The organism is Streptomyces sp. NPDC003032 (assembly GCF_053591415.1).
The window spans coordinates 97,604-122,501 of sequence record NZ_JBSFTT010000019.1 but is presented as its reverse complement, the minus strand read 5'-3'; the positions used below and the strand labels follow the sequence as shown (position 1 = coordinate 122,501).

The following is a 24,898-nucleotide window of genomic DNA, read 5'->3' as shown; positions in this document are numbered from 1 at the left end:
GGCACCCCCGAAGGACCGAAGGGAGCGGTGAAGCGATGACCGACCAGACAGACCCGGCACGAGACCCGGGAGCCGGCGGGCCGGGCCCCGACGGGGCGGGATTCACCTACCGAGGAGCCGAGCAGGAGCTGATCGTCGTGGCCCGGCCCGAGGCCCGGCTGCGCGCCGCCGAGCGCGAGGTCCACTCGGCGTCCGGCTCCGACGTGTCGGCCCTGAACATGTTCCTCTCCGACGAACAGCTCGAACTGGAGCCGCTCTTCGGCAACGAGGAACGACTGCGGGCCGTGGCCCCCACGGGCATCGCCGAGGATGACGTGCCCGACCTCGCCCTCTTCTACCGTGTGCGCGGCGGCGAGGACCGGGCGCAGGAGCTGCGCTCACGGATGGCGGCGCTGCCCGGTATCGACACGGCGTACGTCAAGCCGGGCGCCGTCCCGGCCTCCATCGACCCCTCGCCGACCGGGCCGCCCGACATCGACGAGGCGTCCTCGCGCCGCAAGGAGGGCATGCCGGTCACGCCCGACTTCACCGGCCGCCAGGGGTACTTGAACCCGGCTCCCGAGGGCGTCGACGCCCGCTGGGCCTGGCAGCGGCTCGGCGGCTCCGGCGAGGGCGTCACGGTCATCGACGTGGAGGGCGACTGGCAGCTGCGCCACGAGGACCTCGCCGCCAAGCTCGCGGGCGTCGTCCTCGGCACGCCCCTCCAGGACCTGGCCTGGCGCAACCACGGCACCGCGGTGATCGGTGTGATCGGCGGCGACCGCAACGGCCTCGGCGTCACCGGCATCGCGCCGGACGCCGTGACGGCGGCCGCCTCCTTCCAGCCGCTGGGCACGGCGGCCACCATCCACGCGGCGGCCGAGCGCCTCGACCGCGGCGACATCATCCTGCTCGAACTGCACCGGCCGGGCCCGAGGTTCGACTTCGAGTCGCGCGACGACCAGAAGGGCTACATCGCCCTCGAATGGTGGCCGGACGACTACGCCGCGGTGCGCCACGCCACGGCGAAGGGCGTCATCGTGGTGGGCGCGGCGGGCAACGGCGCCGAGTCCCTGGACGACGCGGTCTACGAGCGCAGGCCGGACGGGTTCCCGTCCTGGTGGCGCAACCCGTTCAACCCCTCCAACCGCACGTCCGGCGCGGTCCTGGTGGGCGCGGGCGCACCGCCGCCCGGCACGCACGGCCGCGACCACGGGCCCGACCGCTCACGGCTCGCGTTCTCCAACTACGGCGCCCGCGTGGACGCGCAGGGCTGGGGCCGCGAGACCACCACGACCGGCGGCTTCTGGGACCGGCCCGGCGATCTGCAGGGCGGCGCCGAGGAGATCGCCTGGTACACCGACACGTTCTCCGGCACGTCCTCCGCGTCGCCGATCGTGGTCGGCGCCCTGGCCGCGCTGCAGGGCATGCTGAAGGCGTCGGGCCAGCGGCCGATGACGCCGGAGCGGGCCCGCGCGGTGCTGCGCTCCACGGGCTCGCCGCAGCAGGACGCGCCGGGCAGGCCCGCGTCGCAGCGGATAGGCAACCGTCCCGACATCAAGGCGGCGGTCACGAACCTGCTGCCGTCGACGGTGGGTTCGGGTATGGCGGAGCGGTACTGGGACGAGCTGCTCCCGTATCCGCCCGAACTTCCGCCGAGGCTCCGGCTGTTCGTCGCCGGGGAGTGGCGCAACCTCGACAACCCGTCTCCCGAGGCGCGCCAGGCGGTGCACGCCGCCTTCGCCGGGGGCCGGCCGGACGTACGCGTCTGGTACACGGACGACGAGGTCGTCGGCCTGGTCGTCACGGGCTGACGGCAATACCAGCACGGGCTGAAGGACACAACGATTGAGGGAAGGTGGCACCGGCATGAGCACCACCCCACAGACGAGTCAGTCGGGTCAGCGGCAACAGGGCCCGAGCACAGCCCCGCCGCAGCAAGGACAGCAGCAGTTCCAGCAGCACTTCGGCCCCCAGCAGGGGCAGCAGGGCATGCAGGGTCAGCAGGGCATGCAGGGTCAGCAGGGCATGCAGGGCACGCAGGGCCAGGGCATGTACGGCGGTGGCCAGGGCACGCAGCAGATGTCGCCGCAGCTGCGCCGGCAGATCCAGCAGCTCGGTCAGCAGCAGCCGTTCCAGCAGCTGCTCCAGCAGTTCGGCCAGGAACAGCAGCGCGTCCCGCAGGAGCAGGCGCCCGAGATCTCCACCCAGGCGCTCGCGTCCAACGTCGCGACGGCGTTCTGGGACGTCGTCCAGCCCCTCCCGGGCCAGGCGTCCACCCTCTATCTGTACGTCGACGACGCCTGGCGGGCGTACATCGACCCCAGTGACCACACCCACGACGAGGTCCAGGAGGCGTTCGCCTTCGGGCAGCAGGTGATCGGCTACTACGACACCGCCAACCCGTCGTACCTGCTGGCCATCGTGGTCGCCAGGTGACCCACGCGCGGGTCGCGCGTCCCGCGTGAGCACACGGCGGCGCCGTGCGGAGACCTCCCCGCCCGGCGCCGCTCCCCGCTCCTACGCGCAAGCGAACCTGGCCGCGGCCCAGTCCGCGTGGTCCCCGCTCTTGGAGCCGTTGGTGTCCGTCACCTTCGGCGAGGTCCACAGCACCTCGCCGTCGGCCACGACGGAGAAGGCCCGTACGTCTTTCCGGCGAGCGTCAGCGTGCGGCCGTCGCCGGCGCCCGACTCGCCGTTGGAGCGGTCGCGTTCCGCGGGCCCGTAGCCGTTGGTGGACTTCAGCCACACCATGTCGCTCGCCCACGTGTCCTTGTCGGGTGCCTCGGGCAGCACGCCGAGCGCGAACCGCTGGTGGGCGGTGCGCTCCTGGCCGGCCGAGCGGTAGCGGGCGGTCGCGGTGAGCGGCTGTTCGCCCGGGTCCGCGGCCTCGGCCGGGGTGACGGCCACCTCGACGCGGCGCGTGGTGCCCGCCGGGATCCGGTCCGCCTTGGTGGCGGCGACGGTCCACCCCTCGGGCGCGTCAACGGTGACGTCGACGCCGGTGGCGTCCTTCGTGCCCGCCGTGACATCGACGGCGACCTTGCCGCGCGTGCCCGCACCGAGCTCCTGGCCGGCGGGGACGCTCACAGTGGCGGCCGCTCCGGGCACGGCGCCGCCGACGGCGCTCGTGTCGTCGAGGGTCAGCTCGAAGGCACGGTCGGTGCGCCGGGCAGGCGTCTTGACCTTCACCACGCCGCCCCGGTCGTCCCGGTCGTAGAACCAGCCGTGCGCGGCCTTCTCGTACGCGCCCTGCGACGCGAGGCGCGGCAGCCCACGCCCGTCCAGCCCGACACGGCTCGGCGCGTCCCCGGTGTGCACGGTGAACGCGTAGGCCCGGCTGCTCTGCTTCCCCCGGAACTCGCCCTTGCTCGCGCCGATCCGCACGCTCACGTCGCCCGCGCCGGAGCGCGGCGCCCGCACGTCGGCGCGCTGCGTGGCGTACGCGCCGTCGCGGTGCCGCCGGGTCACGCCGTCGTCCTCGTACAGCTCGAAGGAGGACTTGCCCTGCGGGTAGATGTCCCAGGCGAGCGGCGAGTCCGCCTTCCGGTCCTCGTACGAACGGATGCCGCCCGGCCACATCGGCACGCTCGCGCCGCCCTTCACGAAGAGGGGCAGCGTGTCGAGGGGCGCGCTGTAGCCGTCGACGGTGGTCGGTCCCTGGTAGGTGCGGCCGCTCCAGTAGTCGGTCCAGGTGCCCTTCGGCAGGTAGATGCCGTCGCGGGTGGTGGTGTCCTTGTGGACGGGCGCGACGAGGAAGTCCTCGCCGGTCAGGAACTCGTACTTGGCGGCGTCGGTCGCGGCCTTCGGGTCGTCCGGGTATTCGAGCGCCAGCGGGCGCACGGCGCCCACGCCGGTCTCCGTCGCCTCATGGGCGTACGAGTACAAGTAGGGCAGCAGCGACTCGTGGAGCTTCAGGTACCTGCGGTTGATGGAGGTGTAGGGCTCGCCGTACCGGAAGGGCTGCTTATCGCTGGCGGCCCAGCCGTCCATCGTCATCGTGACGGGCAGGAACATCTTCCACTGGAGGTCCCGTACGTACGTCTTGGGGCTGCCGCCGAAGATGCCGTCGACGTCACCGGTCGTGTACGCGAGACCGGACATGGTCGACCCGGCGTACGTCGGGATCTGCCAGCGGATGTACTCCCAGCTGCCGCTCTGGTCGCCGGACCACTGCACGCCGCAGCGCTGGGCGCCCGACCAGCTCTCGGGGGCCCAGGTGAAGCCGCGGGCGTCGCTGTTGTCCTCGATGCCCTTGTACGCGTCCTTGCAGCCGTCCAGCGCCTTCTTGTAGCCGTCGCCGACCCAGGCGACGTCGAGCTTGGCGACCCGCTGGCCCGCCTCGACCTGCTCGGCGATCTTGTCGAGGCCGTCCTCGGTCCACAGACCCATCTTCATCTTGCGGTCGGCCAGCCCCTTGGAGGTCTCGGCGAGGTTCTCGTACCCGCAGCCGTAGCCGTCGTTGACGAGCATCCAGCCGTTGGGCATGTCGTGCTCGACGTAGCCGTCGGCGACCTTGAGGGAGTCCAGGGTGCGGCGTTCGCCGCGGTTGGCGTTGTGCAGGTAGCAGTCGGCGTCGCCGATCTCCATGCCGTAGACCGGCGGCAGGAAGGGCTTGCCGGTCAGCTTGGTGTACTGCCCGATGACGTCCTTGGCCGCGTCGGCGCCGCGCCCGGCGAAGTAGTAGGCGTCGAAGCGCTGCTCCTTGGCGGTGGCGGTCACGGGCTCGGCGAAGTCGTACGTATTCGGGGCGTAGGTGTTCCGGAAGACGCCGTACCCCGCCGAGGACAGGTAGAAGGGCACGGAGTTGGGATGCCCCCCGTCGTTCCACTCATAGTCGACGCTGACCTCCACCTTCTTGCCGCGGTGCGAGGTGTTGCCGCGGCCGTTCTGCATCCCGGCGCCGTAGAACTGCTCGTCGGCGCCGCGCGCGAGGCTCTGCGTGGTGCCGTCCTTCGTCCAGGAAAGACCCTTGGACTCGGCCCACAGCCGGGTGCCGTCGGCGCGGTACAGGGCGAAGCGCAGCGGGGACTTGTAGGCGCGCAGCGTCACCTTGGAGGTGCTGAGCTCGTAACGGTCGCTCTTCTCCGCCCACTTGGTGCGCGGCGCCCGGCCCTGCGGCAGGACGATGTCCTTGCCCGTGGGGTCGGTGAACTTCCCGTCGGGGGCGAGTTCGAGCCGGAAGGTCTCCGTGGAGACAAAACTGACGCGGGCCTCGGCGTCGTCCGCGGTCAGCCGGTAGACGGGCCCTTCGGCATCGAAGCCGGTGATGTCGCCGACCGTGGTCGCGGGCTCGTCCGCGGCCTGCGCGGCACCACCACCGGGCACCGCGAACGCCGCGAACAGGCCCAGCAGGGCGGCGGCGACCGCCGTTCTGAAGCGCGTGGGAGATCTCATGGCGGAGGTCTAGCGCGGCGGCGGGCCCCGGGGCCATGGACTTTGCTGGGCCGCTCCTGGATTTCCGGAGCGGCCCATTCGGCGCCAGGTTGAGAAGCCCGTCCGGACAGCAGGATCCAAGCCGTCAGGACGAGGGGTTGAAGCCCGTCCGGCGTTTGAGGACGAGCCCGAAGGGCGATCGACCTAGCGGAAACCCCCTACAAGGCCACGCCGAGCAACGCGTCGACCGCCCGCGACACAACGCCGGGCGCCCCTTCGTCCGTCCCGCCCTCGGCAGCCTGCCGGGCAGCCCAGCGATCGACCGCGGCGAGCGCCGCGGGCGCGTCCAGGTCGTTCGCGAGGGCCTCGCGGATCTCCTCGACGAGCGCCTCGGCGGACGGCCCGTCGGGACGCGACACGGCGGCGCGCCACCGGCCGAGCCGCGCGACGGCCTCCGTGAGGACGGAGTCGGTCCACTCCCAGTCCGCGCGGTAGTGGTGCGCGAGGAGGGCGAGGCGGATGGCCGCGGGGTCGACGCCGTCGCGCCGCAGCTTCGACACGAAGACGAGGTTGCCCTTGGACTTGGACATCTTCGCGCCGTCCAGGGCGACCATCCCGGCGTGGACGTACGCCTTGGCGAAGGGATACTCGCCGGTCAGCGCCTGGGCGTGCGACGCGCCCATCTCGTGGTGCGGGAAGGCGAGATCCGATCCGCCGCCCTGCACGTCGAAGCCCATCCCCAGGTGGTCGAGGGCGATGGCCACGCACTCGATGTGCCAGCCGGGCCGGCCGCGGCCCAGCGAGCCGCCGTCCCAGCTCGGCTCACCCTCGCGGGCCGCCATCCAGAGCATCGGGTCGAGCGGGTTCTTCTTGCCGGGACGCTCGGGGTCGCCGCCGCGCTCGGCGGAGAGCAGCTTCATGGCGGCGGCGTCGAGCCCGGACACCTCCCCGAAGTGGGCGTCGGACTCGACGGAGAAGTAGGTGTCGCCCTCCAGTTCATAGGCGGCGCCCATGTCCCGGAGGCGTTCGACGAGCGGCACGATGCCGGGTATCGCCTCGACGGCTCCGATGTAGTGCTGCGGCGGCAGGAGCCGCAGCGCGGTCATGTCCTCGCGGAACAGAGCGGTCTCGCCCTCGGCGAGCTCGACCCAGTCCTTGCCGTCACGGGTGGCGCGTTCCAGGAGCGGGTCGTCCACGTCGGTCACGTTCTGGACGTAGTGAACCTGCCGCTTGGTGTCGAGCCACACGCGCTGGACGAGGTCGAACGCGTTGTAGGTCGCCGCGTGACCCATGTGGGTGGCGTCGTACGGAGTGATGCCGCAGACGTAGATACGGGCGACGGGACCGGGGTCGAGGGTGACGAGTTCACCGGTCGCGGTGTCGTGGATCCGGAGGTCGCGGCCCTTGCCAGGAAGGGCGGGGACCTCAGAAGCGGGCCAGGCATGCATGCCCTGAGCCTAACCGGACGGGGCGTCCGTATACGAGTGGGGATCATCGAATGGTGGCCGAAGGGGCCCTCTTGCGGTGTCGAACGTCCTGTGCGGGGTCCTACACCGGGGGCCAGGGGATGGGGGGCCACTCGCCGGACGGCTCCGGATGGCGTCCGGTTTCCAGCATGGACTCCACCCGCGCGCGCAGCGCCTCGGTCTCCGCCTCCGTGATGAGCCCGTTGAGCCGTTCGGCGAGGGCGGCGCCCTCCTTGAGCGCGTCCCGCAGGCCCTGGAGGACCTCGACGGCCTCCTCGGTCAGCGGCTCGCCCGCCCAGCCCCACAGCAGCGTCCGCAGCTTGTCCTCGGCGTTGAAGGTGACACCGTGGTCGATGCCGTAGAGGCGTCCGTCGGCGGCCAGCAGATGGCCGCCCTTGCGGTCGCCGTTGTTGATCACCGCGTCGAGCACCGCGAGCCGCCGCAGCCGGGCGTCGTCCGCGTGCACGAGCAGCGCGGTGCGCTCCTCGTCGACCTGGGCGCGTCCGACGGCCTTCCAGCCGTCTCCCGGCTCGTCGCCGTCGACCAGGGCGAGCAGCTCCTCGTCCCCGGAGTGCTCGATCCACAGCTGGCACATGCCCTCGCCGTAGGGCCCGTCCCGCAGCACGGTCGGCGGCACCAGGTCCCAGCCCATGGCCCGCGACACCTCGTACGCGGCGACCTCGCGCTGTGCGAGCGTGCCGTCGGGGAAGTCCCACAGGGGCCGCTCCCCGGCGACCGGTTTGTAGACGCAGGCGGCCTCTTCACCCTCGTACGCGACCGTGCAGTAGAGCACCGCGTTGGAGGCCTCACGGATCTGCCCGCGCACGGTCAGCTCCCCGTGGGTGAGGAGCGTGACGGGGTCGGTGCTCACACTCCCCGCCGGTATCCGTTCTGGCGCGGGCATACGTGTCCTTCCGGGTCGAGCGGGAGGCTGCACAGCGGGCACGGCGGGCGGCCCGCGTTCACGACGTCGAGGGCCCGCTTGGCGAAGGCGCGGGCCTGGGCCCCGCTGAGCCGCACGCGGAGCATCGGCGGGCCGTTCTCCTCGTCCTGCAAAAGCCTTTCCTCAGCTTCGGCGAGGTCGTCCTCGGAGTCGGCGTCCAGCTCGACGAGGGCCTGCGCCTCGACGATCATCCGCTCCTCCTCGCCGTCCCAGGCGAGCGCCATCGTGCCGACGCGGAACTCCTCCTCCACCGGCGAGTCGAGCGGCGCGCTGTCCGTGATCTCCGTCGGGGCGACGGCCGGCACGGCGGCGTTGCCGCCACTGCGGCGCACGACCTCGTCGAGGAGTTCCTCCATGCGCTCGGCGAGCGCGGCCACCTGGGCCTTCTCCAGGGCGACGCTGGTCACCCGGACGCCCGCCGAGGCCTGCAGGAAGAACGTACGCCGTCCGGGCAGCCCGACCGTTCCCGCGACGAAACGCTCCGGGGGGTCGTAGAGGAACACCTGACGGGACACGTCCTGTCTCCATTGGATCGACTGCGAGTACTGGCGACGCGACGGCTTCGACGCGACGACGGCTGGACCACTGAGCGGGACCACCGGTCCCGTGTCAGCCGCTTCACCCTACTGCGGGCGACGATCACGGTGCGCCCGCACCGCCCCCCACCGTGGCGTCGCCGCCCGGCGGCTCCTCGCGAGGGGCGAGCGAGGCGAAGTCACCGGTGTCCCCGAGGCGTACGAGGAAGGGGCGCAGCCGGGTGTAGCGGATGACGGTGACGGAGCAGGGCTCTACGGAGATGCGCTGGAACAGGTCGAGGTGGAGCCCGATGGCCTCCGCGACGAGGGACTTGATGATGTCCCCGTGCGAGCACATCAGGTACACGGCGTCCTCGCCGTGCTCGCGCTCCACGCGCGCGTTCCACTCGCGTACCGCCTCGGCGGCCCGTGTCTGCATGGCCCGCATGGACTCCCCGCCGGGAAACCGGGCGGCGGACGGATGCTGCTGGACGATCTCCATCAGCGGCTCGTCGGCGAGCTCGGCGAGTTTGCGGCCCGACCAGTCGCCGTAGTCGCACTCCCCGATGCGGTCCTCGCCGTGTGCCTGGAGCCCGGGGCGTGCGGCGAGCAGCGGCGCGACCGTCTCCCGGCAGCGTTGCAGCGGGCTCGTGACGACCTCGGCGAGGGGCACGGCGGCCAGCCGGGCGGGCAGCGCGGCGGCCTGTGCGGCGCCGCGCTCGTCGAGGGCCACGCCGGGGGTCCACCCGGCGAGCAGACCCGCTGTGTTGGCGGTGGAGCGTCCGTGCCGGACGAGGATCAACGTGGGCATGCGGTCCAGCCTAAGCGCCGAGGAAGTGCAACCCCCGGGGTGGCTGGGAACAATGCGCAGTGTGATTGTCGACTGTGCCATTTACCGCGAGGGTCGTCGCAGCGAGGGCCCGCAGGATTTCTCCGACGCCTTGGACGAGGCGCGGGCCACCCATGAGGCATTCGTCTGGGTCGGCCTGCACGAGCCGACGGAGGCGGAGTTCGACAAGGTCAGCGAGGAGTTCAGACTGCACCCCCTGGCCGTGGAGGACGCCCTCAAGGCCCATCAGCGGCCCAAGCTGGAGATCTACGACGACTCGCTGTTCATGGTCCTCAAGCCGGTCGTGTACGAGCCCCACAGCGACGCCGTCTCCTCCGGCGAGGTCATGCTCTTCATGGGCGACTCGTTCGTGGTGACCGTCCGCCATGGCGAGGGCGCCCCGCTCGGCGTCGTACGCCACCGTCTGGAAGCCGAGCCCGACGTCCTCAAGCACGGGCCCACGGCGGTCCTGTACTCGATCGCCGACGCCTCCGTGGACCACTATCTGGAGGTCGCCGACGAGTTGCAGGCGGACCTGGAGGTCCTGGAGACGGAGGTCTTCTCGCCGGACGACGGCGGCTCGCGCCACACGGCGTCCCGGATCTACAACTTCAAGCGGCAGATCCTCGAATTCCGCCGGGCCACCGGACCCCTGTCCCTGCCTCTGGCACGCCTCTCCGGAGTGGGCCCCTTCGGGCCCGCGGTGCCCTTCGTGGACGAGACGGCGCAGCCCTTCTTCCGGGACGTCAACGACCACCTGACGCGCGTCAACGAATCGGTGGAGGGCCTGGACCGGCTGGTGTCGGACATCCTGTCCGCGCATCTGGCGCAGATGAGCGTGCGGCAGAACGACGACATGCGGAAGATCTCGGCCTGGGCCGCCATGGCCGCGGTCCCCACGATGATCGCGGGGGTCTACGGCATGAACTTCGACCACATGCCGGAGCTGCACTGGTGGTGGGCCTACCCGGCCGTGATCGCCCTGATGGCCGTCCTTGAAGTGGTCCTGTACCGCATGTTCAAGCAGCGGGGCTGGATGTAGCGAACGGCATCGCCTAGGCGAATTCGGCCGCCGCGGCCGCGGGCCCGCCCAGGGCGTCGCGCCGCTCGGGCAGCCGCAGGGAGGCCATCCGCCGCCAGCCGCCGAGCCGTTCGTACGCGTACATCGCGTCGATGCCCGCGGCGAGCAGCTTCCGCTTGCTGGGGGGCCAGCGGAGGATGCGCCCCATGTGGTCCATCACGGCGAGGCTCACGTCGCGGTGGACGCGGGTCTCGGCGAGCGCGCACTCGCGCAGGGTGCGCTGGATGGCGTGGCCGTACCCGGCGGCCGCGAAGCGCAGCAGTTCCTCATGGCAGTACGCGAGGTGGTTGTCCTCGTCGTTGGAGATCATCCTCACCGCGCGGCCGATGTCCGGGTGATCGGCGAAGTACTTGAGCAGCAGCCGCATCTGCTCGGAGGCGCGCTGCTCGGTGACCCTGCTGTGCGCGAGGTACGTGACGATGTCCTGCACGGTCAGCGGCTCGTCGACCCTCAGCTGCTCGTGTGCGAGGCCGATGCCGTGCTTCTCCAGCAACATCGTGTAGTCGGTCTCGTGCGGTACTTCGACGCGGGTCAGGCCGCGCTTCTTCAGCAACGCGTCGAAGATCCTGCCGTGCTTGTCCTCGTCGGCGCCGTGCCGGGCGATCTTGGGGGCGAGCGCGCGCTCGTCCGCCGGGACGAGCGCGGCGATGCGGCCGTTCTCCCAGCCTCCCTGGGTCTCACCGCTGGCGGCGATGGAGCAGAAGAGCCGGAACGACTCGTCGTTGTCGATGATCTCCTGGAAGACACTCCTGGCCGAAAGCATCACTGGCACCTCCATGCCCCTGTACCCGCTGTACGCGAACCTCCGCTACGCGAACCTCCGCAAAGAAGTAGTCAAGTGCGAGGTTCGCCGCTGAGCAACAGGTGTACAGGTCAGCTGCGCCGAACGAACGACGGCGACGGCGGCCCCGAGGCCGTAACCGTGGGGCCCCGCGGCGCGTTGTGCCCCGTGACGGCCGTGGCGGGGAAGACCCCCCGAGCCCCCACCACGGCCGCGGAAACCCCCTCTTCCCGTTACGCCGGACAGGCGCGTTACGCCGGACAGGCGCGTTACGCCAGACCGGCGCGCTCCAGCGCCTCGGTGCCGGCCCGCAGCGCGGCGATCCGCTCCTCCAGCGTGAAGCCCGCAGGCGACAGCGTGAGCGTGGTCACACCAGCCTCGGCGTAGGCCCGCATCCGGTCGGCGATCCGGTCCACGGAACCGAGCAGCGTCGTCGAGTCGATCAGCTGCCCCGGCACGGCGGCCGCCGCCCCGTCCTTGTCGCCCGCCAGGTACTTGTCCTGGATCTCGGCGGCCTCCTTCTCGTACCCCATGCGCCGCGCGAGCTGGTTGTAGAAGTTCTGCTTGCGGCTGCCCATGCCTCCGACGTACAGCGCGGTGTAGGGCCGGAACATGTCGGCGAGGGTGTCGAGCCGGTCGTCCGCCCCGACCGCGATCGGCACCGTCGGGACGACGTCGAAGCCCTCCATGGTCTTGCCGGCCTTCTCGCGCCCGGCGCGCAAGTGCCGCAGCGCCGTCTCTTCCAGGTGCTCGGCGGCCGGGAAGATCAGCAGGGCGCCGTCGGCGATCTCGCCGGTCTGCTCCAGGTTCTTCGGGCCGATCGCGGCGACGTACAGCGGAATGTGCTCGCGCTGCGGGTGGACGGTCAGCTTGATGGGCTTGCCGGGGCCGCCGGGCAGCGGGAGCGTCCAGTGCTCGCCCTCGTAGGAGAGGCGCTCGCGGGTCATGGCCTTGCGGACGATCTCGACGTACTCGCGCGTGCGGGCCAGCGGCTTGTCGAACTTCACGCCGTACCAGCCCTCGGAGACCTGCGGCCCCGAGACACCGAGACCCAGGCGGAACCGGCCGCCGGAGAGCGAGTCGAGGGTGGCGGCCGTCATCGCGGTCATCGCGGGCTGCCGGGCCGGGATCTGGAAGATCGCGGATCCGATGTCGATGCGTTCGGTCTGCGCGGCGACCCAGGTGAGCACTGTCGCGGCGTCCGAGCCGTACGCCTCGGCGGCCCAGCAGACCGCGTAGCCGAGCCTGTCGGCCTCCTTGGCGACCGCGAGATTGTCCGCGTCCATCCCGGCGCCCCAGTAGCCGAGGTTGATCCCGAGCTGCATGGCCGATCCCCTTACCGCTGTACTCGTGAGTAACGTCCCTGTGCGGGGACTGTAGCGCGCGGCCGCCCGATCCGGCAGGGGCCCGACGGTTCACCTCATGGGTGACCGAGTTCTCCACAGTCGCTGGTTTGTCCACAGGCTCGCCCGCCACCGGAGCCCGGCCAGTAATCTCAGCGCCCATGGAGCAGAGGCATCTCGGCCGGACCGGCCTGCGCGTGTCCCGGATCGGGCTCGGCACCCTCACCTGGGGTCATACCGAGGAGAGCGACGCCGCCGATCTGTTGAAGGTGTTCTGGGAGGCGGGCGGCACACTCGTCGACACCGCCGATGTGTACGGCGACGGGGAGTCCGAGTATCTGCTCGGGCGCCTGATCGAGCGGCTCGTGCCCCGGCACGATCTGGTCATCGCCACCAAGGCCGGCAGCGTGCCCGACCCCGAGCGGCGCTTCAACGGCTCGCGGGGCCATCTCCTCTCCGCACTCGACGCCTCGCTCAACCGCCTCGGCACCGACCACGTGGACCTCTGGCAGGTGCACGCCTTCGATCCCGCGACACCCCTGGACGAGACCCTGCAAGCCCTCGACATCGCGGTCAGCAGCGGCCGGGCCCGCTATGCGGGCGTCTCCAACTTCTGCGGCTGGCAGCTCGCCAAGGCCGCGACCTGGCAGCTGGCGATGCCGGGCGCGCGCGCCCGCATCGCGAGCACACAGATGGAGTACTCCCTGCTGCAGCGCGGCGTCGAGCGGGAAGTGCTGCCCGCGGCCGTCGACCTGGGGGTGGGCCTGCTGCCCTCCTCGCCGCTCGGCCGGGGTGTGCTCACCGGGAAGTACCGCCACGCCACGCCCGCCGACTCGCGCGGCGGCTCCGACCACATGGCGCCCTTCGTCGCGCCGTACCTCGACGACGCGGCGGGCCACATCGTCGCCGCCCTCGCGACGGCCGCCGACGGGCTCGCGGCGACCCCGCTCCAGGTCGCCCTCGCGTGGGTGCGGGACCGCCCCGGGGTGACGGCCCCGATCGTCGGCGCGCGCAACGCGCAGCAGCTCACGGCCGCGTTGTCAGTGGAGACCCTTAGTCTTCCTGACGAGATCTGCCAGGCGCTCGACGACGTGTCGGCGCCGGTGCACCGCTATCCCGATCACGACTGGAGCACGCTGTGAGTACGGAACCCGCCGCCGCGGAGGACCCCGAGGCCGGGGTCGAGGCCGACGCCGACGCCGAGGTCGAGGCCGAGCGGGACTCCGAGGCCGCGACGGAGAGCGACGCCGCATCGGAGGCGGCCGAGGCCGGCGCCGAAGGCACGGTCGAGAGCCCCGCCGTGGCCACGGCCGACGGCACCGTCAAGGCCACCGAGCTGTCCGAGGCCGAGGCGGAGATCGCCGCGCAGCGGGAGTTGCGGGAGCGGATCGAGCAGCGCAAGGCGTCGAAGGAGGGGCCGATCGAGGCGGGGACGAAGCTGAGCGGAACGGCCGCCGACCTGCTGGCGGCCGTGCGCGCCGTGGAGAGCGGCGAGAAGCCCGTCGCCAGCGCCTTCCGGGAGCCGGAGACGGCGCGGCGCAGGCCCGCGCCGTCGCCCGCGCAGGAGCCCGTGCGCCCGCGGCAGCCGGCGGTGGCGGCGCCCGCCGAGGAGACCGTCGACGCGGTCCGCGCCGTGCTCGCCGAAGGAGGTGCCCCCGCCGCGCTCGCCGCGCCGACGGCGGCCGCACTCGGCGAGGGCGCCGAGGGGCAACTGCGCGCCGATCCCTGGCAGCTGCTGCGGGTCACCGGAGTGCGGCCCGAGCAGGCCGACGGCTTCGCCAGGGCGCTGCTCGGCTCCGAGTGCGGGCCCGACGACGAGCGCAGGGGCCGTGCGATCACCGTCTGGCTCCTGGAGCAGGCGGCCGTCGCGGGGCACACGGCGCTGGACGCCGCCGCGCTCACCGCGGCCCTGGGGCAGCGCGCGGTCCCGGATCCGGACGCCGCGGTGCAGGGCGCGCTGGCGGAGGGCGACGCCCTGGTCTTCCAGGACGCCGTCGAAGGGGCCGGGGTGCCGGTCCAGCGCTCGGACGACGAGAGCACAGGGGACGAGGAGGGCGAGGAGGGTGAGTCGGAGCGCCCGGTGCGCGTCTTGATCGGCCTCGAACGGTACGCGATGGCGGAGGAGAGCCTCGCCGACGGGCTCGCCCGGATCATCAACTCCCTGCCCAAGGAAGATGGCGGCTCGGGCCCCCAGGACACCGGCTGGGAGGCCGCCGCGGCTCAGGCGTCCGGATCCGCGGCCGAGCTGATCCGCGCCGTCGCCGGGCACGGCCTCGTGCTGCACTCCGGGGGCGAGGCGGCCCGCGCCGAGCCCGCCGCGCTGGTCACCGCGGCCGCGGCGCTGGGCCTTCGGGTCTGCGCCGCCGCGCACAGCGCCGACGGACGGCGCCGCCTCGCGCGGGCGACCGGCATGGACGAGGCGACCGTGACCGTGGCGGGGCTGCTCTCCGGGGCCCAGGGCCCCGGGCGCGACGCGGACGGCGCCCTCGCGCTCGACCTGCTGGTGGTCCTGGACGCCCCTCAGCTGGACGTGGAGACCGCGGCGATGCTCGTGGAGTCGCTGCCCGACGGTGCCCGGCTGGTGCTCAGCGGCGACCCGGGCGTGCTGTGGTCGGCGGGCCCCGGCCGGGTCTTCGCGGACCTCGTCGCCGCCCGCTGCTGCCCGCAGGTCGTCTCGCGCACGCCGGACCCCGGCCCCCTCGGGGAGCTGACGTCCGGCATCGGCATCGGCGAGCTGAACCAGGTCGAGGCGCCCGGCAAGGAGGTCGTGCTCGTCCCGGTGCGCGACGCCGCCGAGGCGATCCACCGCACGGTGCAGCTCGTCGCGGACTCGGTGCCGAGGGCGATCGGCGTGCCCGCCGAGCAGACGCAGGTCATCACGCCCGGACACGGCGGCGCCGCGGGCACCCGCGCGCTCAACACCGCGCTGAAGGAGCGGCTGAATCCCGGCCCGGGCCGGTTCGGCGGCTTCGACCCCGGCGACCGGATCGCCCATGTCCCGGCGGCAGGCCGCACGACGCTCGGCAGTGTGGTGCGGGCCGACGCGGAGGGGCTGCACCTGGAGTGTGACGGCGCCCCCGTCGTCGTACGCAAGGAGCGGGTGGAGCAGGAGGTGCGGCACGCCTGGGCGCTCACGGCGCACCAGGCGACGGGGCTGCGCTGGCCCGCGGTGGTCGTGGTGCTGCCCGGCGACGCGGCGCAGCTGCTGACGCGGCCGTGGGTCTACACCGCGTTCAGCCGCGGCGAGCGGCATCTGTCGGTCGTGCAGGGCGTCGAGCAGGCGCTGCCCCAGGCGGTGGCGGAGCGCCTCTGGAAGGACCGTACGACGCGCCTGGGGACGCTGCTGCGCCCGCAGGTTCCGTCAGCCACCTCCTGAGCGGCGCCCGCCCGCCTCGGCCATGAGCGGGCGCGCCGCCCCTGAGGGAGCGGCGCGCCCGTCGGCGTGACCGTAGGCCGTCAGCGACCGGCCCCGCGGAGACCGGAGCCGGTCCCGTCGGCCTCGCCGGCCTCGCCGGTCTCGTCAGCCCCACCGCTCACGTCGACCTCCTCGATCTCCTCGATCTCCTCGATCTCCTCGATCTCGTCGAAGGGCACCGCCACATCGGGGTCGATGTCGGGATCGATGTCCGGGTCCGCGTCGAGCCCGTCGAGCCCCTCGTCGTCCAGGTCGTCGTCGAAGACCGCGCTGACGTCGAAGCGGCACACCACCCGGTGCGGGTCGGCCTGGTCGAAGGGGGTCTCCAGCCACTCCCCCGGCTCGGCGGGGGCGTCCGACGCGGTGACCCACAGCGTGGAGTCGCCCTCCTCCAGGCCGAACTCCTTGTGCCGGGAGGCGATCTCGTCCGGTTCGAACTCGCCGAAAAGGACACCGAGCGCGCCGTGCACGGTATCGGCCGGTCCGGCGCCCCCCTGCCCGGTCGCGTCGATGTCGGCGACCCGCTGGGCCTGGGCGAGGAGTCGCTGCGGCTCCGCCACGGCGTAGTCGCGGCGGATCAGCACGCTCAGCGCGTTCGCCTCCTCCGGGCCGCGGTACGGCGGAAGCGCGCCCTCCGTGGCGGGGATCTCGAAGGGCGTGACCTCGTCGTAGCGGTCGTAGAGGAGTTCGTCGTACTCCTCGGCCGCGGCGGCGAGTTCGTTGAACGCTTCATAGACGGCCGGATCGTCCTCGCCCGACCTGCGTTCGACCGCGGCCAGGTGGCGGTCGAGCGCGGTCTTGACCGCCTCGGCGGCGGCACGTACCTCGGCAGCGGTGGGCTGCGCAGCATCAGACATAGTGCAGACGCTATCCGTACCGGGCCCGTGCCCGCACAATAGATGCGATGCCGGAATACGAATTTGTCGACGTGTACGTACCGCGCGGGGTCACCCGCAAGGAAGCCACACGTCTGCTGACGGACCACGCGGAGTACGGACACTGGGAGTTGGACCGACTGAGCCTGCATCCCGACGGAAGCCGCAGAGTGCGGCTGAAACGGCGCATCATCCGCCAGGTGCGGGCCACCTGGTGAGTGGGTGCGGGCCGGATTGAGCCGCGGACGGCGCAGACGCCGAGCCGCGGACGGCGGAAACGCCTCGCCGGAACGCCTCGCCGGGAACGCCACGCCGGGAACAGGAGAACGGAGCGGGTCCCCGCCGCTGCGGGGCCCGCTCCGTTCCGGTGTCCTCGGCTCAGACCGGCTCAGGCGGCCGCCCGCGCCCTCCGGTACAGCACGGTGCCCGCGAGCAGCACGCCCGCGCCGACCGGCAGCGCGAGGCCGACCGGTAGCGAGCTGCCGGTCTCCGCGAGCCGCGAGGTGCCCTCGGGCGGGGCGGCGATCTGCGTGCCCGGGTGGTTCGGCTTGACGTGATCGACCGGGTCGTGGGGCTTCCCGGGCTCTCCCGGCTTGCCCGGGGTCTCCGGCTTACCGGGCTGTTCCGGCTTGCCCGGCTCACCCGGCTCACCCGGATTGCCCGGCTCCTCAGGCTTGCCCGGCTCTTCCGGCTTGCCCGGCTCCTCGGGGTCCGTCGGGGGCTTGTCGCCGCCCGGCGGGGTCACCGAGTCCCCGGAGTCATTGGCGCATTTGTTGCCGGCGGCCGCGTTGCCGAGGCCGCCGACGTTGACGCTGTTGCCGCAGACGTTGACCGGCGCGTGCACCGGCGCCTGGACGTTGTTGCCGGAGCCGACGCCCGGCGAGTCGCTGGCGCGACCCTCGGCCTTGGCCCCGCCGGAGGGCCTGGGTGCACCGCCGCCGCCCCCGTGGGATGAATTGGCGCATTTGTTGCCCGCCGCGGAGTTCAGGGCCCCGACGACGTTCACTGTGTTGCCGCACACGTTGACCGGGGCGTGAACGGGAGCCTGGACGGTATTGCCCGACAGCACACCGGGCGAGTTCGAACTGCCCCCTCGGGCGGTCGAGTCCGCGTGCGCGTAGCCGCCTGACACGGCGAGTACGCCGGTCGCGGCCGCCACAGTGATCAAGCCTTTGCGTGTGACCTGTCGCATAGCTGTTCCCTGCCTATTGCCTTCCGAAGTACGTCCGGACGTGTTCGCCCGGACGTGGAATGCCCGTCGGCCCCGAAGCGCATGGCGTGCACTCCGGGGCCGACGGACTCAGACCCTCAAGGGGTGAGGCACAACGTCACTTGTTGACGCAGTAGTTGCCGAAGGTGGGGTTCAGCAGCCCGACCACGGAGATCGTGTTCCCGCAGGCGTTCACCGGCACGTGCACGGGGACCTGGACAACATTGCCCGAGGCCACACCGGGAGAGTTCACGGCGGCACCCTGAGCACCGGCATCGGCAGTGGCGATACCCGCACCGGCGAGCACGAGACCACCAGTAGCAGCCGCAGCAGCGACGACCTTCTTGATCATTATTCCTCCTTGTTGGCAATGCAGTCCCAGCCGCGGACTGCACCACCTGTAACGAGGAGAAAACTGCGGGGCTACGAACCTATGGTCTCTTTCACTCTTTTCAGTCAAGTACGCACGCCCTGGCGATTATTGGAGGGTCGTTTCAGCATGTAAAGCCGCTGCTGTCAGGAAGCGTCGATGAATCGGTCGAGTACCCGGACCCCGAACTTGAGGCCGTCGACCGGCACCCGCTCGTCGACGCCGTGGAACATGCCCGCGAAGTCCAGCTCCGGCGGCAGCTTCAGCGGCGCGAAGCCGAAGCCGCGGATGCCGAGGTCGTCGAAGGACTTGGCGTCCGTGCCGGCGGAGAGCATGTACGGCACGGCGCGCGCGATCGGGTCCTCGGCCCGCAGGGCGGTCTGCATGGCGTCCACGAGCGCGCCGTCGAACGTCGTCTCCAGGGCCTTGTCCGCGTGCACGTCCTCACGCCTGACGTTCGGGCCGAGGATCCGGTCGAGGTCGGCGAGGAACTCCTCCTCGTGGCCGGGCAGGTAGCGGCCGTCGACGTGCGCGGTGGCCTGTCCGGGGATCACGTTCACCTTGTAGCCGGCGCCGAGCTGTGTCGGGTTGGCGGTGTTCTGCAGGGAGGCGCCGATGAGCTTGGCGATGCCGCCGAGCTTGGCGAGCGTCTCGTCCATGTTCTCCGGGTCGAGCTCGGTGCCGAGGGCGTCGCCGAGCTCGTCGAGGAAGTGCCGCAGCGTCTTGGTGACGCGCACCGGGAACTTGTGCCGCCCCAGACGCCCGACCGCCTCGCTCAGCTCGGTGATCGCGTTGTCCTTGTGGATCATCGATCCGTGGCCGGCGGTGCCGTCCACGGTCAGCTTCATCCAGTGCATGCCCTTCTGGGCCGTCTCGACGAGGTAGAGCCGCAGATTCTCGTTGACGGTGAAGGAGAAGCCGCCGACCTCGCTGATCGCCTCCGTGCACCCCTCGAAGAGGTCCGGGTGGTTGTCCACGAGGTACCGCGCTCCGTACGTGCCGCCCGCCTCCTCGTCCGCGAGGAAGGCGAGGACGATGTCACGCGGGGGCTTGCGGCCGGTGCGCAGCCTGTCCCGGACGACCGCGAGGGTCATCGCGTCCATGTCCTTCATGTCGACGGCGCCCCGCCCCCACACGCAGCCGTCCGCGACCTCCCCGGAGAACGGGTGGTGCGTCCAGTCCGCGGCGTTGGCCGGTACGACGTCGGTGTGGCCGTGGATGAGGAGCGCGGGCCGCGACGGGTCCTCGCCCTCGATCCTGGCGACCGTGGAGGCCCTGCCTGGGTGCGACTCGAAGATCTTGGGTTCGAGACCGACCTCGGCGAGCTTCTCGGCGACGTACTCGGCGGCCTTGCGCTCCCCCGGGCCCGAGTGGTCGCCGTAGTTGCTCGTATCGATCTGGATCAGTTCGCGGCAGAGGTCGACGACCTCGTCCTCACCGGTGACGGCCTTGCCCGTGCTGGACCCGCTCACGCTGGGCTCCTCCCGCATTCGCAGCTGGTGGTCCCCCACATCCTCTCTCTCCGTGGCCCCGCGCCCAAGGCCGGGCAGGTGCCGTCATCAGCAGTTCACAGCCCCGGCGGGGGTGATCGAGCGCCCCCGGAAGCCTGGTAATGTTCTCTGTGTCGCCGCGGGGAACACCCCGCGAAGACAGACACCTGGTCCGGGTGGCGGAATGGCAGACGCGCTAGCTTGAGGTGCTAGTGCCCTTTATCGGGCGTGGGGGTTCAAGTCCCCCCTCGGACACCGGCAAGACCCCACTTCGCGTGGGGTTTTTTGCTTTTCCGGGCTGTGGCGTGACCAACCACGTGACCAACAGCCCAGAGACTTCCCAGGTTGGTGTAGCCCGGCGAGTGGTGCCGGACGTTCGCGGAGACCTCCACGGGGTTCTCCCCGGCCTCCAGATCGTTCGTGACCTTGCTGTGCCTCCAGTCGTGGATGCGGAAGTCGTCTGGCAGGTGCAGACGGTTCCGGAGAGTGCGCCACCGCGCCGAGACCTTCTCGGGGTCCTGCGGTCCGCCTGCCTCGCCCCGGTAGAGCTTGAAGCCGTCGCGGGCGAACACGAGGTCATGATCAGTCCACGCGGAGCCGAGGCGCCCCCGCTCCGCGTCCTGGCGCTCCTTCTGCCACTTGAGGACGTTCATCACGGACTGATCCACGTAGATCATGGCGTTGGCGTCACCGTCTTTGGTCAGCTTCCGCAGCCGGTAGGTGTTGCCTTCCTCAACTACGACCCAGCCCAGTTCGATGGAGCACTCCGCCCAGTTGACGAGGGACCACTTCATGCCCAGGGCTTCGCTGCGCCGCACTCCGGTCGCGGCGTAGACGGTCCACAGTGGGGCGTCCCGCAGACAGTAAGGCACTGCCGGACGTGGTGGTGACCGTCATGCAGAGGAACGGGAAGCGCAGCCGGAACCGGTCCCCGATTCGGGGCCGGCCAGAGCGCAGCGGAATGGAGCCACGGTTCTACGGATGGACGCCTACCGTCCAGCGCCCAAGCAGGCCCCGGAGTCCGCGCCCGAACCGAAGCGCCCGGAACCGCTCGGCGACTCCAACCCCTTCCGAGCGCTCCTTTAACCAACCAATGAAGCGAGCCCCCGCCCATCTTTGGCCGGGGCTCTTTTGTTGCTTTGGCCCTACTCGGCCCGTTCGACCAAGGCGACCGATGTGCACAGGCGCCGGAACCGGGTATGCCCTGTCCGGCCGGTGTGGCTCATGCACTCCACATCCACTGTCGCGCCGTCCGCCGCAGGCTTGGCCTCCCAGGCACACGTCAGGCACTTCGCCTCGAACGTCACCTCTGTGTCCGCCTGCTGAGTGATCCGGTGCTTCGTATACCGCAGGATCGAACGGGGCATCGTGGTGCGCTCCCCTCATCAGGTGTGGACGGTCGGGCAGACAAGGTCCGGTGCGGCACGGTTCGGGGAGCACGTCACCAGAGCTACAGATAGAAACGCGGGCCTCTCCAGGTAGAAGCCGTGGGACACGTCTCCACCCCAACTCAGCCGATCGGCAGCGCAGTGAACCAGTAGCGCCAGCCGCGTACTGTCGCGGTCCGACTCGGAGGCGAACCGGGGCGCGTACTCCGCCAGTCGTTGCCCGAGCCATTCCGCCGCTTCCTTCGGCTCCTCCCAGGTACCGCGCACCAGCTTCGCGGGCTTGATCAGCCAGTGCGCCGTTTCCAGCGGCGGCAGGTCCACGGTCGGGAACTCCGCCTTCACTTCCTTGTACCGCGCGATCAGATCCGGCTTACCGGCCGGAGGAGGATCAGGATGCGGAGGCCGCCTCAGCGCCTCGTCGTCGAACCGTTGCTTGGAGCCGGTCCACAGGTAGCCGTGGTGGTGCAACTGTCGTCCCGTTCAGTGCAGGAAGAAGACGAGCGCCCACCGGCCCTGCCTCTCGGGGGTGAGCCAGGACCGGGGGCGCCAGGGATGGCCCGTCAGGCGGACAGGCCGAAGCGGGCCGGGTCGATACCGGCCGCGTCCAGTTCGGCGGTGGTGAAGCGCAGCGGGGCCAGGTCGGGGCGCTTGTCGTCGCCCAGCGCCCATGCGTCCGGGCCGATCTTCGCGAGTGTCGCGCACGACTCGCCGTCCGGATGCGTGTTGCCTCCGCACGCCTTGAAGAACGTGGCTCCGTCGAGAGGCAGGCTGTACAGGTCGGTTCCGGGCATGGGTGTGCCTTCCTGTGAGGTCAAAGACGAGACAGACTCAGAGCTGGTACTGATCCGACTTCGACACGAACACGACACCCGGGCCAAGAGCCGTTGCGCTCTCCCGAAAGGTCTCGTGCAGTATCGACCTGGAGTTGTCGCGCATCGCGTTGGTCAGGTTGTCGGCCAGCAAGGCGGCTTCAGACGGGAGCAGGACCATTTCTGTGTCTGCCATATGCCGACCGTTCTTCGTCAGCCACACGGGGACGCGAATGTTCCCATCACCATCCTGGTACGCCGGACGGCTCGGGATAGGGTCCATCCGCCAACCGCTGGGGGCTGTCTGCTGGCTTGGCTCTTTGTCGGTCGGCATGTACGCATCGTTCTCGCGGGCGATGCCCCCGATCCACAAACTTGCATGAGCTTGCACAGCGATTAGCGTGGCCAGTAGCTGTATTGACGATGTCTCTGCTGGTCGACGACGCTCGTGCAAGTCCGAGCAAGCCCCTAGACCAGGGAGCCAGCCATGGCTGCGAAGTTCGTCGGCATCGACCCTGACACTGACCGGGACCACTGCCCCACCGTGTGGGCGGACGAGGAAGCGCAGGAGATCTTGTTGCAGGGGTGGAAGCCGACCCCAGAGACGCAGGCGGAATGCGAGGGCACCAGCCCCGCGAATGGTCCGGTGCCCGACAGCGAGGCCATCGTCAGGATTCCGGCCCGGATGATTCCAATGATCAGGGAGGCATGTGATGCCGTCGAGCGTGCCCAGCTTCGCTGAGCTGCTTGGCCAGTGCGAGCGATCCGCCGTCCACCTGGAGCTGCGGGACTCGTACGCCACAACGGACCGGTTCGAGGCGTGGAAGCGTGGCGAGCGGATCAATTGGGAGGATCGCGAGTCCTGGTGGCACCCCTATGACCAAATGATCGCTGACACAGTGGCCAGAGGCGTAGTGATCCGAAGGGCGCGGGTGGTCTCCGAGCCGGTATCGGAGTACATCCGCTGGGAGCACTACGTCACCCACGCCAACGTCACGGCAGGTGAGCGAGTCCGCTGGCTGCCACGGCGACGGGCCACAACTGTCGCCCTGCCGGGGAACGACTTCTGGCTTTTCGATGACACCGTGCTCCGGGTGCACCACTTCTCGGGCGATGGCGCGGTGGTGGAGGACGAGATCACGGCCGATCCGGAAGCCGTGAAGCTGTGCTCCGCCGCGTTCGAAGCGGTCTGGGAGCGAGCGATCCCGCACCACCAGTACAAGATCTGACGAGGGCCGGCTTCATGACCCAGCATCCCTCTTCACGCGTCCAGAAGGCCCGAGAGAATCTTTCGGGCCGCCTGAGTGAGATCCGGAAGGACGCGGGGATCAGCGGGCGTGAGCTGGCTGTCAGGTGCGGCTGGTCAGAGTCGAAGTCGTCCCGGATCGAGAACGCCAGGACGCCTCCGTCCGACGCCGACATCCGAGCGTGGTGCCGGGCCTGCGCCGCTGAGGAACAAGCACCCGACCTGATCGCGGCCAACAGGCAGTCCGCTGAGGCACATGTGGAGTGGAAGCGGCTCCAGCGAACGGGTCTCCGGAGACTCCAAGAGAGCACCGGCGACCTGTACCAACAAACTAAGGCCTTCCGCGTCTACGTATCCGACGTGATTCCCGGATTCCTTCAGACTCCGGGGTACGCCTCCGCGTTGCTCTCCTCCATTGCGGATTTCCGTGGGACACCGGATGACGTGAGCGACGCCGTGACAGCTCGGATACGGCGTAACGAGGTGTTGAGCAAGGGCGGACGCCGGTTCTCCTTCGTCTTGGAGGAGTCGGTGTTGCGATACCGGTTGTGCGGTGCCGACACCATGGCGGCGCAGCTTGGTCACCTGCTCGGGGTCATGGAACTTCAGAACGTCGCAGTGGGCATCGTTCCGTTCTCGGAACAGCGGGTCATCTGGCCCATGCCGACCTTCACGATCTTCGACGACCAGAGGGTGCACGCTGACACGCTGGATGCCGCCTCCACCCTCACACAGCCGAGTCAGGTCGAGCTGTACGCCCGTGCCTTTGAACGCCTCTCTCAGCAGGCCGCTCGGGGAGCGGCGGCCCGCTCTCTCATTGCGGGCGCGGTGGCGGCCCTGGGCTGACCAGAGATCGCGACACCATGCCACAGACGATCGTGGGTGGATGGGCGAAGGGGCCCTGCCCTGCCCTGGTTGGTCACGTGACCAACGCATGACCAACGCCAGCCGTCAACTCCGCGGCGTGTTGGGCATATCAGTGCAGGTCAACAAAGTAAACTGCTGGTGCCCGAGTGGAGAGTTCAAGTCCTCCCTCGGATACCGGCAAGACCCCAGTTCATCGAACTGGGGCCTTTCGCGTTGGGGGCGCCCGCCGTCGGCCGTTGGGCCCGTCAGCTGTTTCCGGCCTCTTCCCTGAGAGCGATGTTGAGCTTGAGGACGTTGACGCGGGGTTCGCCCATGAAGCCGAGGGTTCGGCCTTCGGTCTGGTCGTCGACCAGTTTCTGGACCCGCGCCACGCTCAGGTGGTTCTTCTTCGCCACGCGGTGGACCTGGAGGTCGGCGTAGGCCGGGGAGATGTGCGGGTCCAGGCCCGAGCCCGAGGAGGTGACCGCCTCGGGGGGCACGTCGGAGGGCTTGACGCGGTGGGTCGCGGTGGAGTTGTCCTTGATGACGGCCGCCTTGGCGTCCTTGATCTGGGCGATCAGGGCCTCGCTGTCGCCGGACAGGTTCGTGGCGCCGGACAGGAGCAGCTTGTATTCGGTGTTGACGCTGTTCTCACCGAGGCCGTTGGAGGGGCGCGGCTGGAACCACCTGAGGTCGGGCCCGGGTGTCTTCCGGCCCTTCTTGGGCGGCAGGTCGTAGCGCTGGCCGATGAGTTCGGAGCCCACGACCTTGCCGTGCGACTCGATCTCGGAGCCGTTGGCCTTGTCATGGAAGAGGGCTTGGGCTGCGCCTGTTACCGCGAGCGGGTAGAGGACGCCGCAGACCACGGTCAGGACGGTCAGGGCGCGCAGGCCCGCGCCGAGCAGCCGGGCGGTGTTCCGTACGGAGTTGTTCATGG

General features: G+C 70.6%; 25 protein-coding genes, 1 tRNA gene and 1 pseudogene. 10 read left to right on the top strand and 17 right to left on the bottom strand.

Annotated features, from left to right (window positions below; all coding sequences use genetic code 11):
• The first annotated feature begins 35 nt into the window (after window positions 1–35).
• Complete coding sequence (locus ACWDZ7_RS25775) at window positions 36–1,793, top strand: S8 family peptidase (RefSeq protein ID WP_451800152.1); 1,758 nt, start codon at window positions 36–38, stop codon at window positions 1,791–1,793.
• A 55-nt stretch (window positions 1,794–1,848) separates the two neighbouring features.
• Window positions 1,849–2,418, top strand: a complete 570-nt coding sequence (locus ACWDZ7_RS25770) for a hypothetical protein (protein ID WP_451800150.1) — start codon at window positions 1,849–1,851, stop codon at window positions 2,416–2,418.
• An 81-nt stretch (window positions 2,419–2,499) separates the two neighbouring features.
• Here the strand turns inward: ACWDZ7_RS25770 and ACWDZ7_RS25765 are convergent.
• The 5 genes and pseudogenes from ACWDZ7_RS25765 to ACWDZ7_RS25745 all read right to left on the bottom strand — a co-directional run bounded on the left by ACWDZ7_RS25765 (window position 2,500) and on the right by ACWDZ7_RS25745 (window position 9,089).
• Window positions 2,500–5,375, bottom strand: a pseudogene (locus ACWDZ7_RS25765) (TIM-barrel domain-containing protein).
• A 197-nt stretch (window positions 5,376–5,572) separates the two neighbouring features.
• On the bottom strand, window positions 5,573–6,802 hold the full coding sequence (mshC, locus tag ACWDZ7_RS25760) for a cysteine--1-D-myo-inosityl 2-amino-2-deoxy-alpha-D-glucopyranoside ligase (RefSeq protein ID WP_451800149.1): 1,230 nt from the start codon (window positions 6,800–6,802) through the stop codon (window positions 5,573–5,575).
• A gap of 100 nt (window positions 6,803–6,902) precedes the next feature.
• Window positions 6,903–7,724: an SCO1664 family protein gene (locus ACWDZ7_RS25755; RefSeq protein WP_451800148.1), complete on the bottom strand. Its 822-nt coding sequence runs from the start codon at window positions 7,722–7,724 to the stop codon at window positions 6,903–6,905.
• A complete protein-coding gene (locus ACWDZ7_RS25750) occupies window positions 7,688–8,278 on the bottom strand; it encodes a DUF3090 domain-containing protein (protein WP_451516809.1) in 591 nt (196 codons plus the stop codon). Before ACWDZ7_RS25750 ends, ACWDZ7_RS25755 begins: the two co-directional genes overlap by 37 nt.
• 124 nt (window positions 8,279–8,402) lie before the next feature.
• Window positions 8,403–9,089 carry a histidine phosphatase family protein gene (locus ACWDZ7_RS25745; protein ID WP_451516808.1) on the bottom strand — a complete coding sequence of 229 codons (687 nt, stop codon included), beginning with the start codon at window positions 9,087–9,089 and terminating at the stop codon, window positions 8,403–8,405.
• Between the two features lie 61 nt (window positions 9,090–9,150).
• Between ACWDZ7_RS25745 and corA the strand changes: the two genes are divergently transcribed.
• A complete protein-coding gene (gene corA, locus ACWDZ7_RS25740; protein ID WP_451800147.1) occupies window positions 9,151–10,149 on the top strand; it encodes a magnesium/cobalt transporter CorA in 999 nt (332 codons plus the stop codon).
• 13 nt (window positions 10,150–10,162) lie between these two features.
• Here the strand turns inward: corA and ACWDZ7_RS25735 are convergent, their stop codons facing one another.
• Both ACWDZ7_RS25735 and ACWDZ7_RS25730 read right to left on the bottom strand, forming a co-directional pair.
• Window positions 10,163–10,951, bottom strand: coding sequence for a ferritin-like domain-containing protein (locus ACWDZ7_RS25735; protein WP_451800146.1), 789 nt, complete (start codon window positions 10,949–10,951; stop codon window positions 10,163–10,165).
• 287 nt (window positions 10,952–11,238) lie between these two features.
• Window positions 11,239–12,294, bottom strand: coding sequence for an LLM class F420-dependent oxidoreductase (locus ACWDZ7_RS25730; protein WP_451800144.1), 1,056 nt, complete (start codon window positions 12,292–12,294; stop codon window positions 11,239–11,241).
• 179 nt (window positions 12,295–12,473) lie between these two features.
• On the opposite strand from ACWDZ7_RS25730, the gene ACWDZ7_RS25725 reads away from it, so the two are divergent.
• Both ACWDZ7_RS25725 and ACWDZ7_RS25720 read left to right on the top strand, forming a co-directional pair.
• A complete protein-coding gene (locus ACWDZ7_RS25725) occupies window positions 12,474–13,454 on the top strand; it encodes an aldo/keto reductase (protein ID WP_451800142.1) in 981 nt (326 codons plus the stop codon).
• Complete coding sequence (locus ACWDZ7_RS25720; protein ID WP_451800141.1) at window positions 13,451–15,688, top strand: helix-hairpin-helix domain-containing protein; 2,238 nt, start codon at window positions 13,451–13,453, stop codon at window positions 15,686–15,688. Before ACWDZ7_RS25725 ends, ACWDZ7_RS25720 begins: the two co-directional genes overlap by 4 nt.
• Before the next feature lie 80 nt (window positions 15,689–15,768).
• On the opposite strand, the gene ACWDZ7_RS25715 is transcribed toward ACWDZ7_RS25720, so the two are convergent.
• Window positions 15,769–16,584 carry a hypothetical protein gene (locus ACWDZ7_RS25715; protein ID WP_451800140.1) on the bottom strand — a complete coding sequence of 272 codons (816 nt, stop codon included), beginning with the start codon at window positions 16,582–16,584 and terminating at the stop codon, window positions 15,769–15,771.
• Between the two features lie 47 nt (window positions 16,585–16,631).
• Between ACWDZ7_RS25715 and ACWDZ7_RS25710 the strand changes: the two genes are divergently transcribed.
• Window positions 16,632–16,820, top strand: coding sequence for a DUF5703 family protein (locus tag ACWDZ7_RS25710; protein ID WP_127911640.1), 189 nt, complete (start codon window positions 16,632–16,634; stop codon window positions 16,818–16,820).
• A 170-nt stretch (window positions 16,821–16,990) separates the two neighbouring features.
• On the opposite strand, the gene ACWDZ7_RS25705 is transcribed toward ACWDZ7_RS25710, so the two are convergent.
• From ACWDZ7_RS25705 to ACWDZ7_RS25695, 3 genes are all read right to left on the bottom strand, one after another.
• Window positions 16,991–17,794 (bottom strand): chaplin, encoded by an 804-nt coding sequence (locus ACWDZ7_RS25705; RefSeq protein ID WP_451800138.1) that lies wholly within the window; start codon window positions 17,792–17,794, stop codon window positions 16,991–16,993.
• Window positions 17,795–17,930: 136 nt separating this feature from the next.
• Window positions 17,931–18,164 carry a chaplin ChpH gene (gene chpH / locus ACWDZ7_RS25700; protein ID WP_451800137.1) on the bottom strand — a complete coding sequence of 78 codons (234 nt, stop codon included), beginning with the start codon at window positions 18,162–18,164 and terminating at the stop codon, window positions 17,931–17,933.
• A gap of 164 nt (window positions 18,165–18,328) precedes the next feature.
• Entirely contained in the window at window positions 18,329–19,672 is a 1,344-nt protein-coding gene (locus tag ACWDZ7_RS25695) for a M20/M25/M40 family metallo-hydrolase (protein WP_451800214.1), read from the bottom strand.
• Between the two features lie 170 nt (window positions 19,673–19,842).
• Here ACWDZ7_RS25695 and ACWDZ7_RS25690 point away from each other — a divergent pair.
• Window positions 19,843–19,927: transfer RNA gene (locus ACWDZ7_RS25690), tRNA-Leu, on the top strand.
• Here the strand turns inward: ACWDZ7_RS25690 and ACWDZ7_RS25685 are convergent.
• The 5 genes from ACWDZ7_RS25685 to ACWDZ7_RS25665 form a co-directional block, all read right to left on the bottom strand.
• The gene (locus ACWDZ7_RS25685; protein ID WP_451800213.1) at window positions 19,909–20,490 is read right to left on the bottom strand and encodes a tyrosine-type recombinase/integrase; all 582 of its coding nucleotides are present in this window, start codon (window positions 20,488–20,490) and stop codon (window positions 19,909–19,911) included. The two genes, ACWDZ7_RS25690 and ACWDZ7_RS25685, sit on opposite strands and share 19 nt — an antisense overlap.
• Before the next feature lie 327 nt (window positions 20,491–20,817).
• Window positions 20,818–21,039, bottom strand: a complete 222-nt coding sequence (locus ACWDZ7_RS25680) for a DUF7848 domain-containing protein (protein ID WP_451800136.1) — start codon at window positions 21,037–21,039, stop codon at window positions 20,818–20,820.
• Between the two features lie 18 nt (window positions 21,040–21,057).
• Entirely contained in the window at window positions 21,058–21,528 is a 471-nt protein-coding gene (locus ACWDZ7_RS25675; RefSeq protein ID WP_451800134.1) for a hypothetical protein, read from the bottom strand.
• Between the two features lie 92 nt (window positions 21,529–21,620).
• Window positions 21,621–21,851: a DUF397 domain-containing protein gene (locus ACWDZ7_RS25670; RefSeq protein WP_451800133.1), complete on the bottom strand. Its 231-nt coding sequence runs from the start codon at window positions 21,849–21,851 to the stop codon at window positions 21,621–21,623.
• A 37-nt stretch (window positions 21,852–21,888) separates the two neighbouring features.
• Window positions 21,889–22,203 carry a hypothetical protein gene (locus tag ACWDZ7_RS25665; RefSeq protein ID WP_451800131.1) on the bottom strand — a complete coding sequence of 105 codons (315 nt, stop codon included), beginning with the start codon at window positions 22,201–22,203 and terminating at the stop codon, window positions 21,889–21,891.
• A 153-nt stretch (window positions 22,204–22,356) separates the two neighbouring features.
• Here ACWDZ7_RS25665 and ACWDZ7_RS25660 point away from each other — a divergent pair, with 153 nt between their 5' ends.
• Genes ACWDZ7_RS25660 through ACWDZ7_RS25650 form a run of 3 tightly spaced genes read left to right on the top strand, consistent with a single transcriptional unit; the run spans window position 22,357 to window position 23,961 of the window.
• Window positions 22,357–22,611: a hypothetical protein gene (locus ACWDZ7_RS25660; protein WP_451800130.1), complete on the top strand. Its 255-nt coding sequence runs from the start codon at window positions 22,357–22,359 to the stop codon at window positions 22,609–22,611.
• Entirely contained in the window at window positions 22,583–23,098 is a 516-nt protein-coding gene (locus ACWDZ7_RS25655; RefSeq protein WP_451800128.1) for a DUF6879 family protein, read from the top strand. Before ACWDZ7_RS25660 ends, ACWDZ7_RS25655 begins: the two co-directional genes overlap by 29 nt.
• 14 nt (window positions 23,099–23,112) lie before the next feature.
• Window positions 23,113–23,961 carry a helix-turn-helix domain-containing protein gene (locus ACWDZ7_RS25650; protein WP_451800126.1) on the top strand — a complete coding sequence of 283 codons (849 nt, stop codon included), beginning with the start codon at window positions 23,113–23,115 and terminating at the stop codon, window positions 23,959–23,961.
• A 266-nt stretch (window positions 23,962–24,227) separates the two neighbouring features.
• Here ACWDZ7_RS25650 and ACWDZ7_RS25645 read toward each other — a convergent pair whose 3' ends face one another.
• Window positions 24,228–24,896 carry a potassium-transporting ATPase subunit C gene (locus ACWDZ7_RS25645; RefSeq protein WP_451800124.1) on the bottom strand — a complete coding sequence of 223 codons (669 nt, stop codon included), beginning with the start codon at window positions 24,894–24,896 and terminating at the stop codon, window positions 24,228–24,230.
• Window positions 24,897–24,898 lie beyond the last annotated feature (2 nt).

Excerpts from the sequence above, each read along its gene's own strand:
- ACWDZ7_RS25680 (WP_451800136.1), bottom strand. The coding sequence starts at position 21,039 with ATGCCCCGTTCGATCCTGCGGTATACGAAGCACCGGATCACTCAGCAG.
- ACWDZ7_RS25665 (WP_451800131.1), bottom strand. The coding sequence starts at position 22,203 with ATGCCGACCGACAAAGAGCCAAGCCAGCAGACAGCCCCCAGCGGTTGG.
- chpH (WP_451800137.1), bottom strand. The coding sequence starts at position 18,164 with ATGATCAAGAAGGTCGTCGCTGCTGCGGCTGCTACTGGTGGTCTCGTG.
- ACWDZ7_RS25650 (WP_451800126.1), top strand. The coding sequence starts at position 23,113 with ATGACCCAGCATCCCTCTTCACGCGTCCAGAAGGCCCGAGAGAATCTT.
- ACWDZ7_RS25745 (WP_451516808.1), bottom strand. The coding sequence starts at position 9,089 with ATGCCCACGTTGATCCTCGTCCGGCACGGACGCTCCACCGCCAACACA.
- ACWDZ7_RS25730 (WP_451800144.1), bottom strand. The coding sequence starts at position 12,294 with ATGCAGCTCGGGATCAACCTCGGCTACTGGGGCGCCGGGATGGACGCG.
- ACWDZ7_RS25755 (WP_451800148.1), bottom strand. The coding sequence starts at position 7,724 with ATGCCCGCGCCAGAACGGATACCGGCGGGGAGTGTGAGCACCGACCCC.
- ACWDZ7_RS25735 (WP_451800146.1), bottom strand. The coding sequence starts at position 10,951 with ATGCTTTCGGCCAGGAGTGTCTTCCAGGAGATCATCGACAACGACGAG.
- ACWDZ7_RS25670 (WP_451800133.1), bottom strand. The coding sequence starts at position 21,851 with ATGCCCGGAACCGACCTGTACAGCCTGCCTCTCGACGGAGCCACGTTC.
- ACWDZ7_RS25715 (WP_451800140.1), bottom strand. The coding sequence starts at position 16,584 with ATGTCTGATGCTGCGCAGCCCACCGCTGCCGAGGTACGTGCCGCCGCC.
- ACWDZ7_RS25710 (WP_127911640.1), top strand. The coding sequence starts at position 16,632 with ATGCCGGAATACGAATTTGTCGACGTGTACGTACCGCGCGGGGTCACC.
- ACWDZ7_RS25660 (WP_451800130.1), top strand. The coding sequence starts at position 22,357 with ATGGCTGCGAAGTTCGTCGGCATCGACCCTGACACTGACCGGGACCAC.
- ACWDZ7_RS25655 (WP_451800128.1), top strand. The coding sequence starts at position 22,583 with ATGCCGTCGAGCGTGCCCAGCTTCGCTGAGCTGCTTGGCCAGTGCGAG.
- ACWDZ7_RS25705 (WP_451800138.1), bottom strand. The coding sequence starts at position 17,794 with ATGCGACAGGTCACACGCAAAGGCTTGATCACTGTGGCGGCCGCGACC.
- ACWDZ7_RS25645 (WP_451800124.1), bottom strand. The coding sequence starts at position 24,896 with ATGAACAACTCCGTACGGAACACCGCCCGGCTGCTCGGCGCGGGCCTG.
- mshC (WP_451800149.1), bottom strand. The coding sequence starts at position 6,802 with ATGCATGCCTGGCCCGCTTCTGAGGTCCCCGCCCTTCCTGGCAAGGGC.
- ACWDZ7_RS25770 (WP_451800150.1), top strand. The coding sequence starts at position 1,849 with ATGAGCACCACCCCACAGACGAGTCAGTCGGGTCAGCGGCAACAGGGC.
- ACWDZ7_RS25695 (WP_451800214.1), bottom strand. The coding sequence starts at position 19,672 with ATGCGGGAGGAGCCCAGCGTGAGCGGGTCCAGCACGGGCAAGGCCGTC.
- ACWDZ7_RS25725 (WP_451800142.1), top strand. The coding sequence starts at position 12,474 with ATGGAGCAGAGGCATCTCGGCCGGACCGGCCTGCGCGTGTCCCGGATC.
- ACWDZ7_RS25775 (WP_451800152.1), top strand. The coding sequence starts at position 36 with ATGACCGACCAGACAGACCCGGCACGAGACCCGGGAGCCGGCGGGCCG.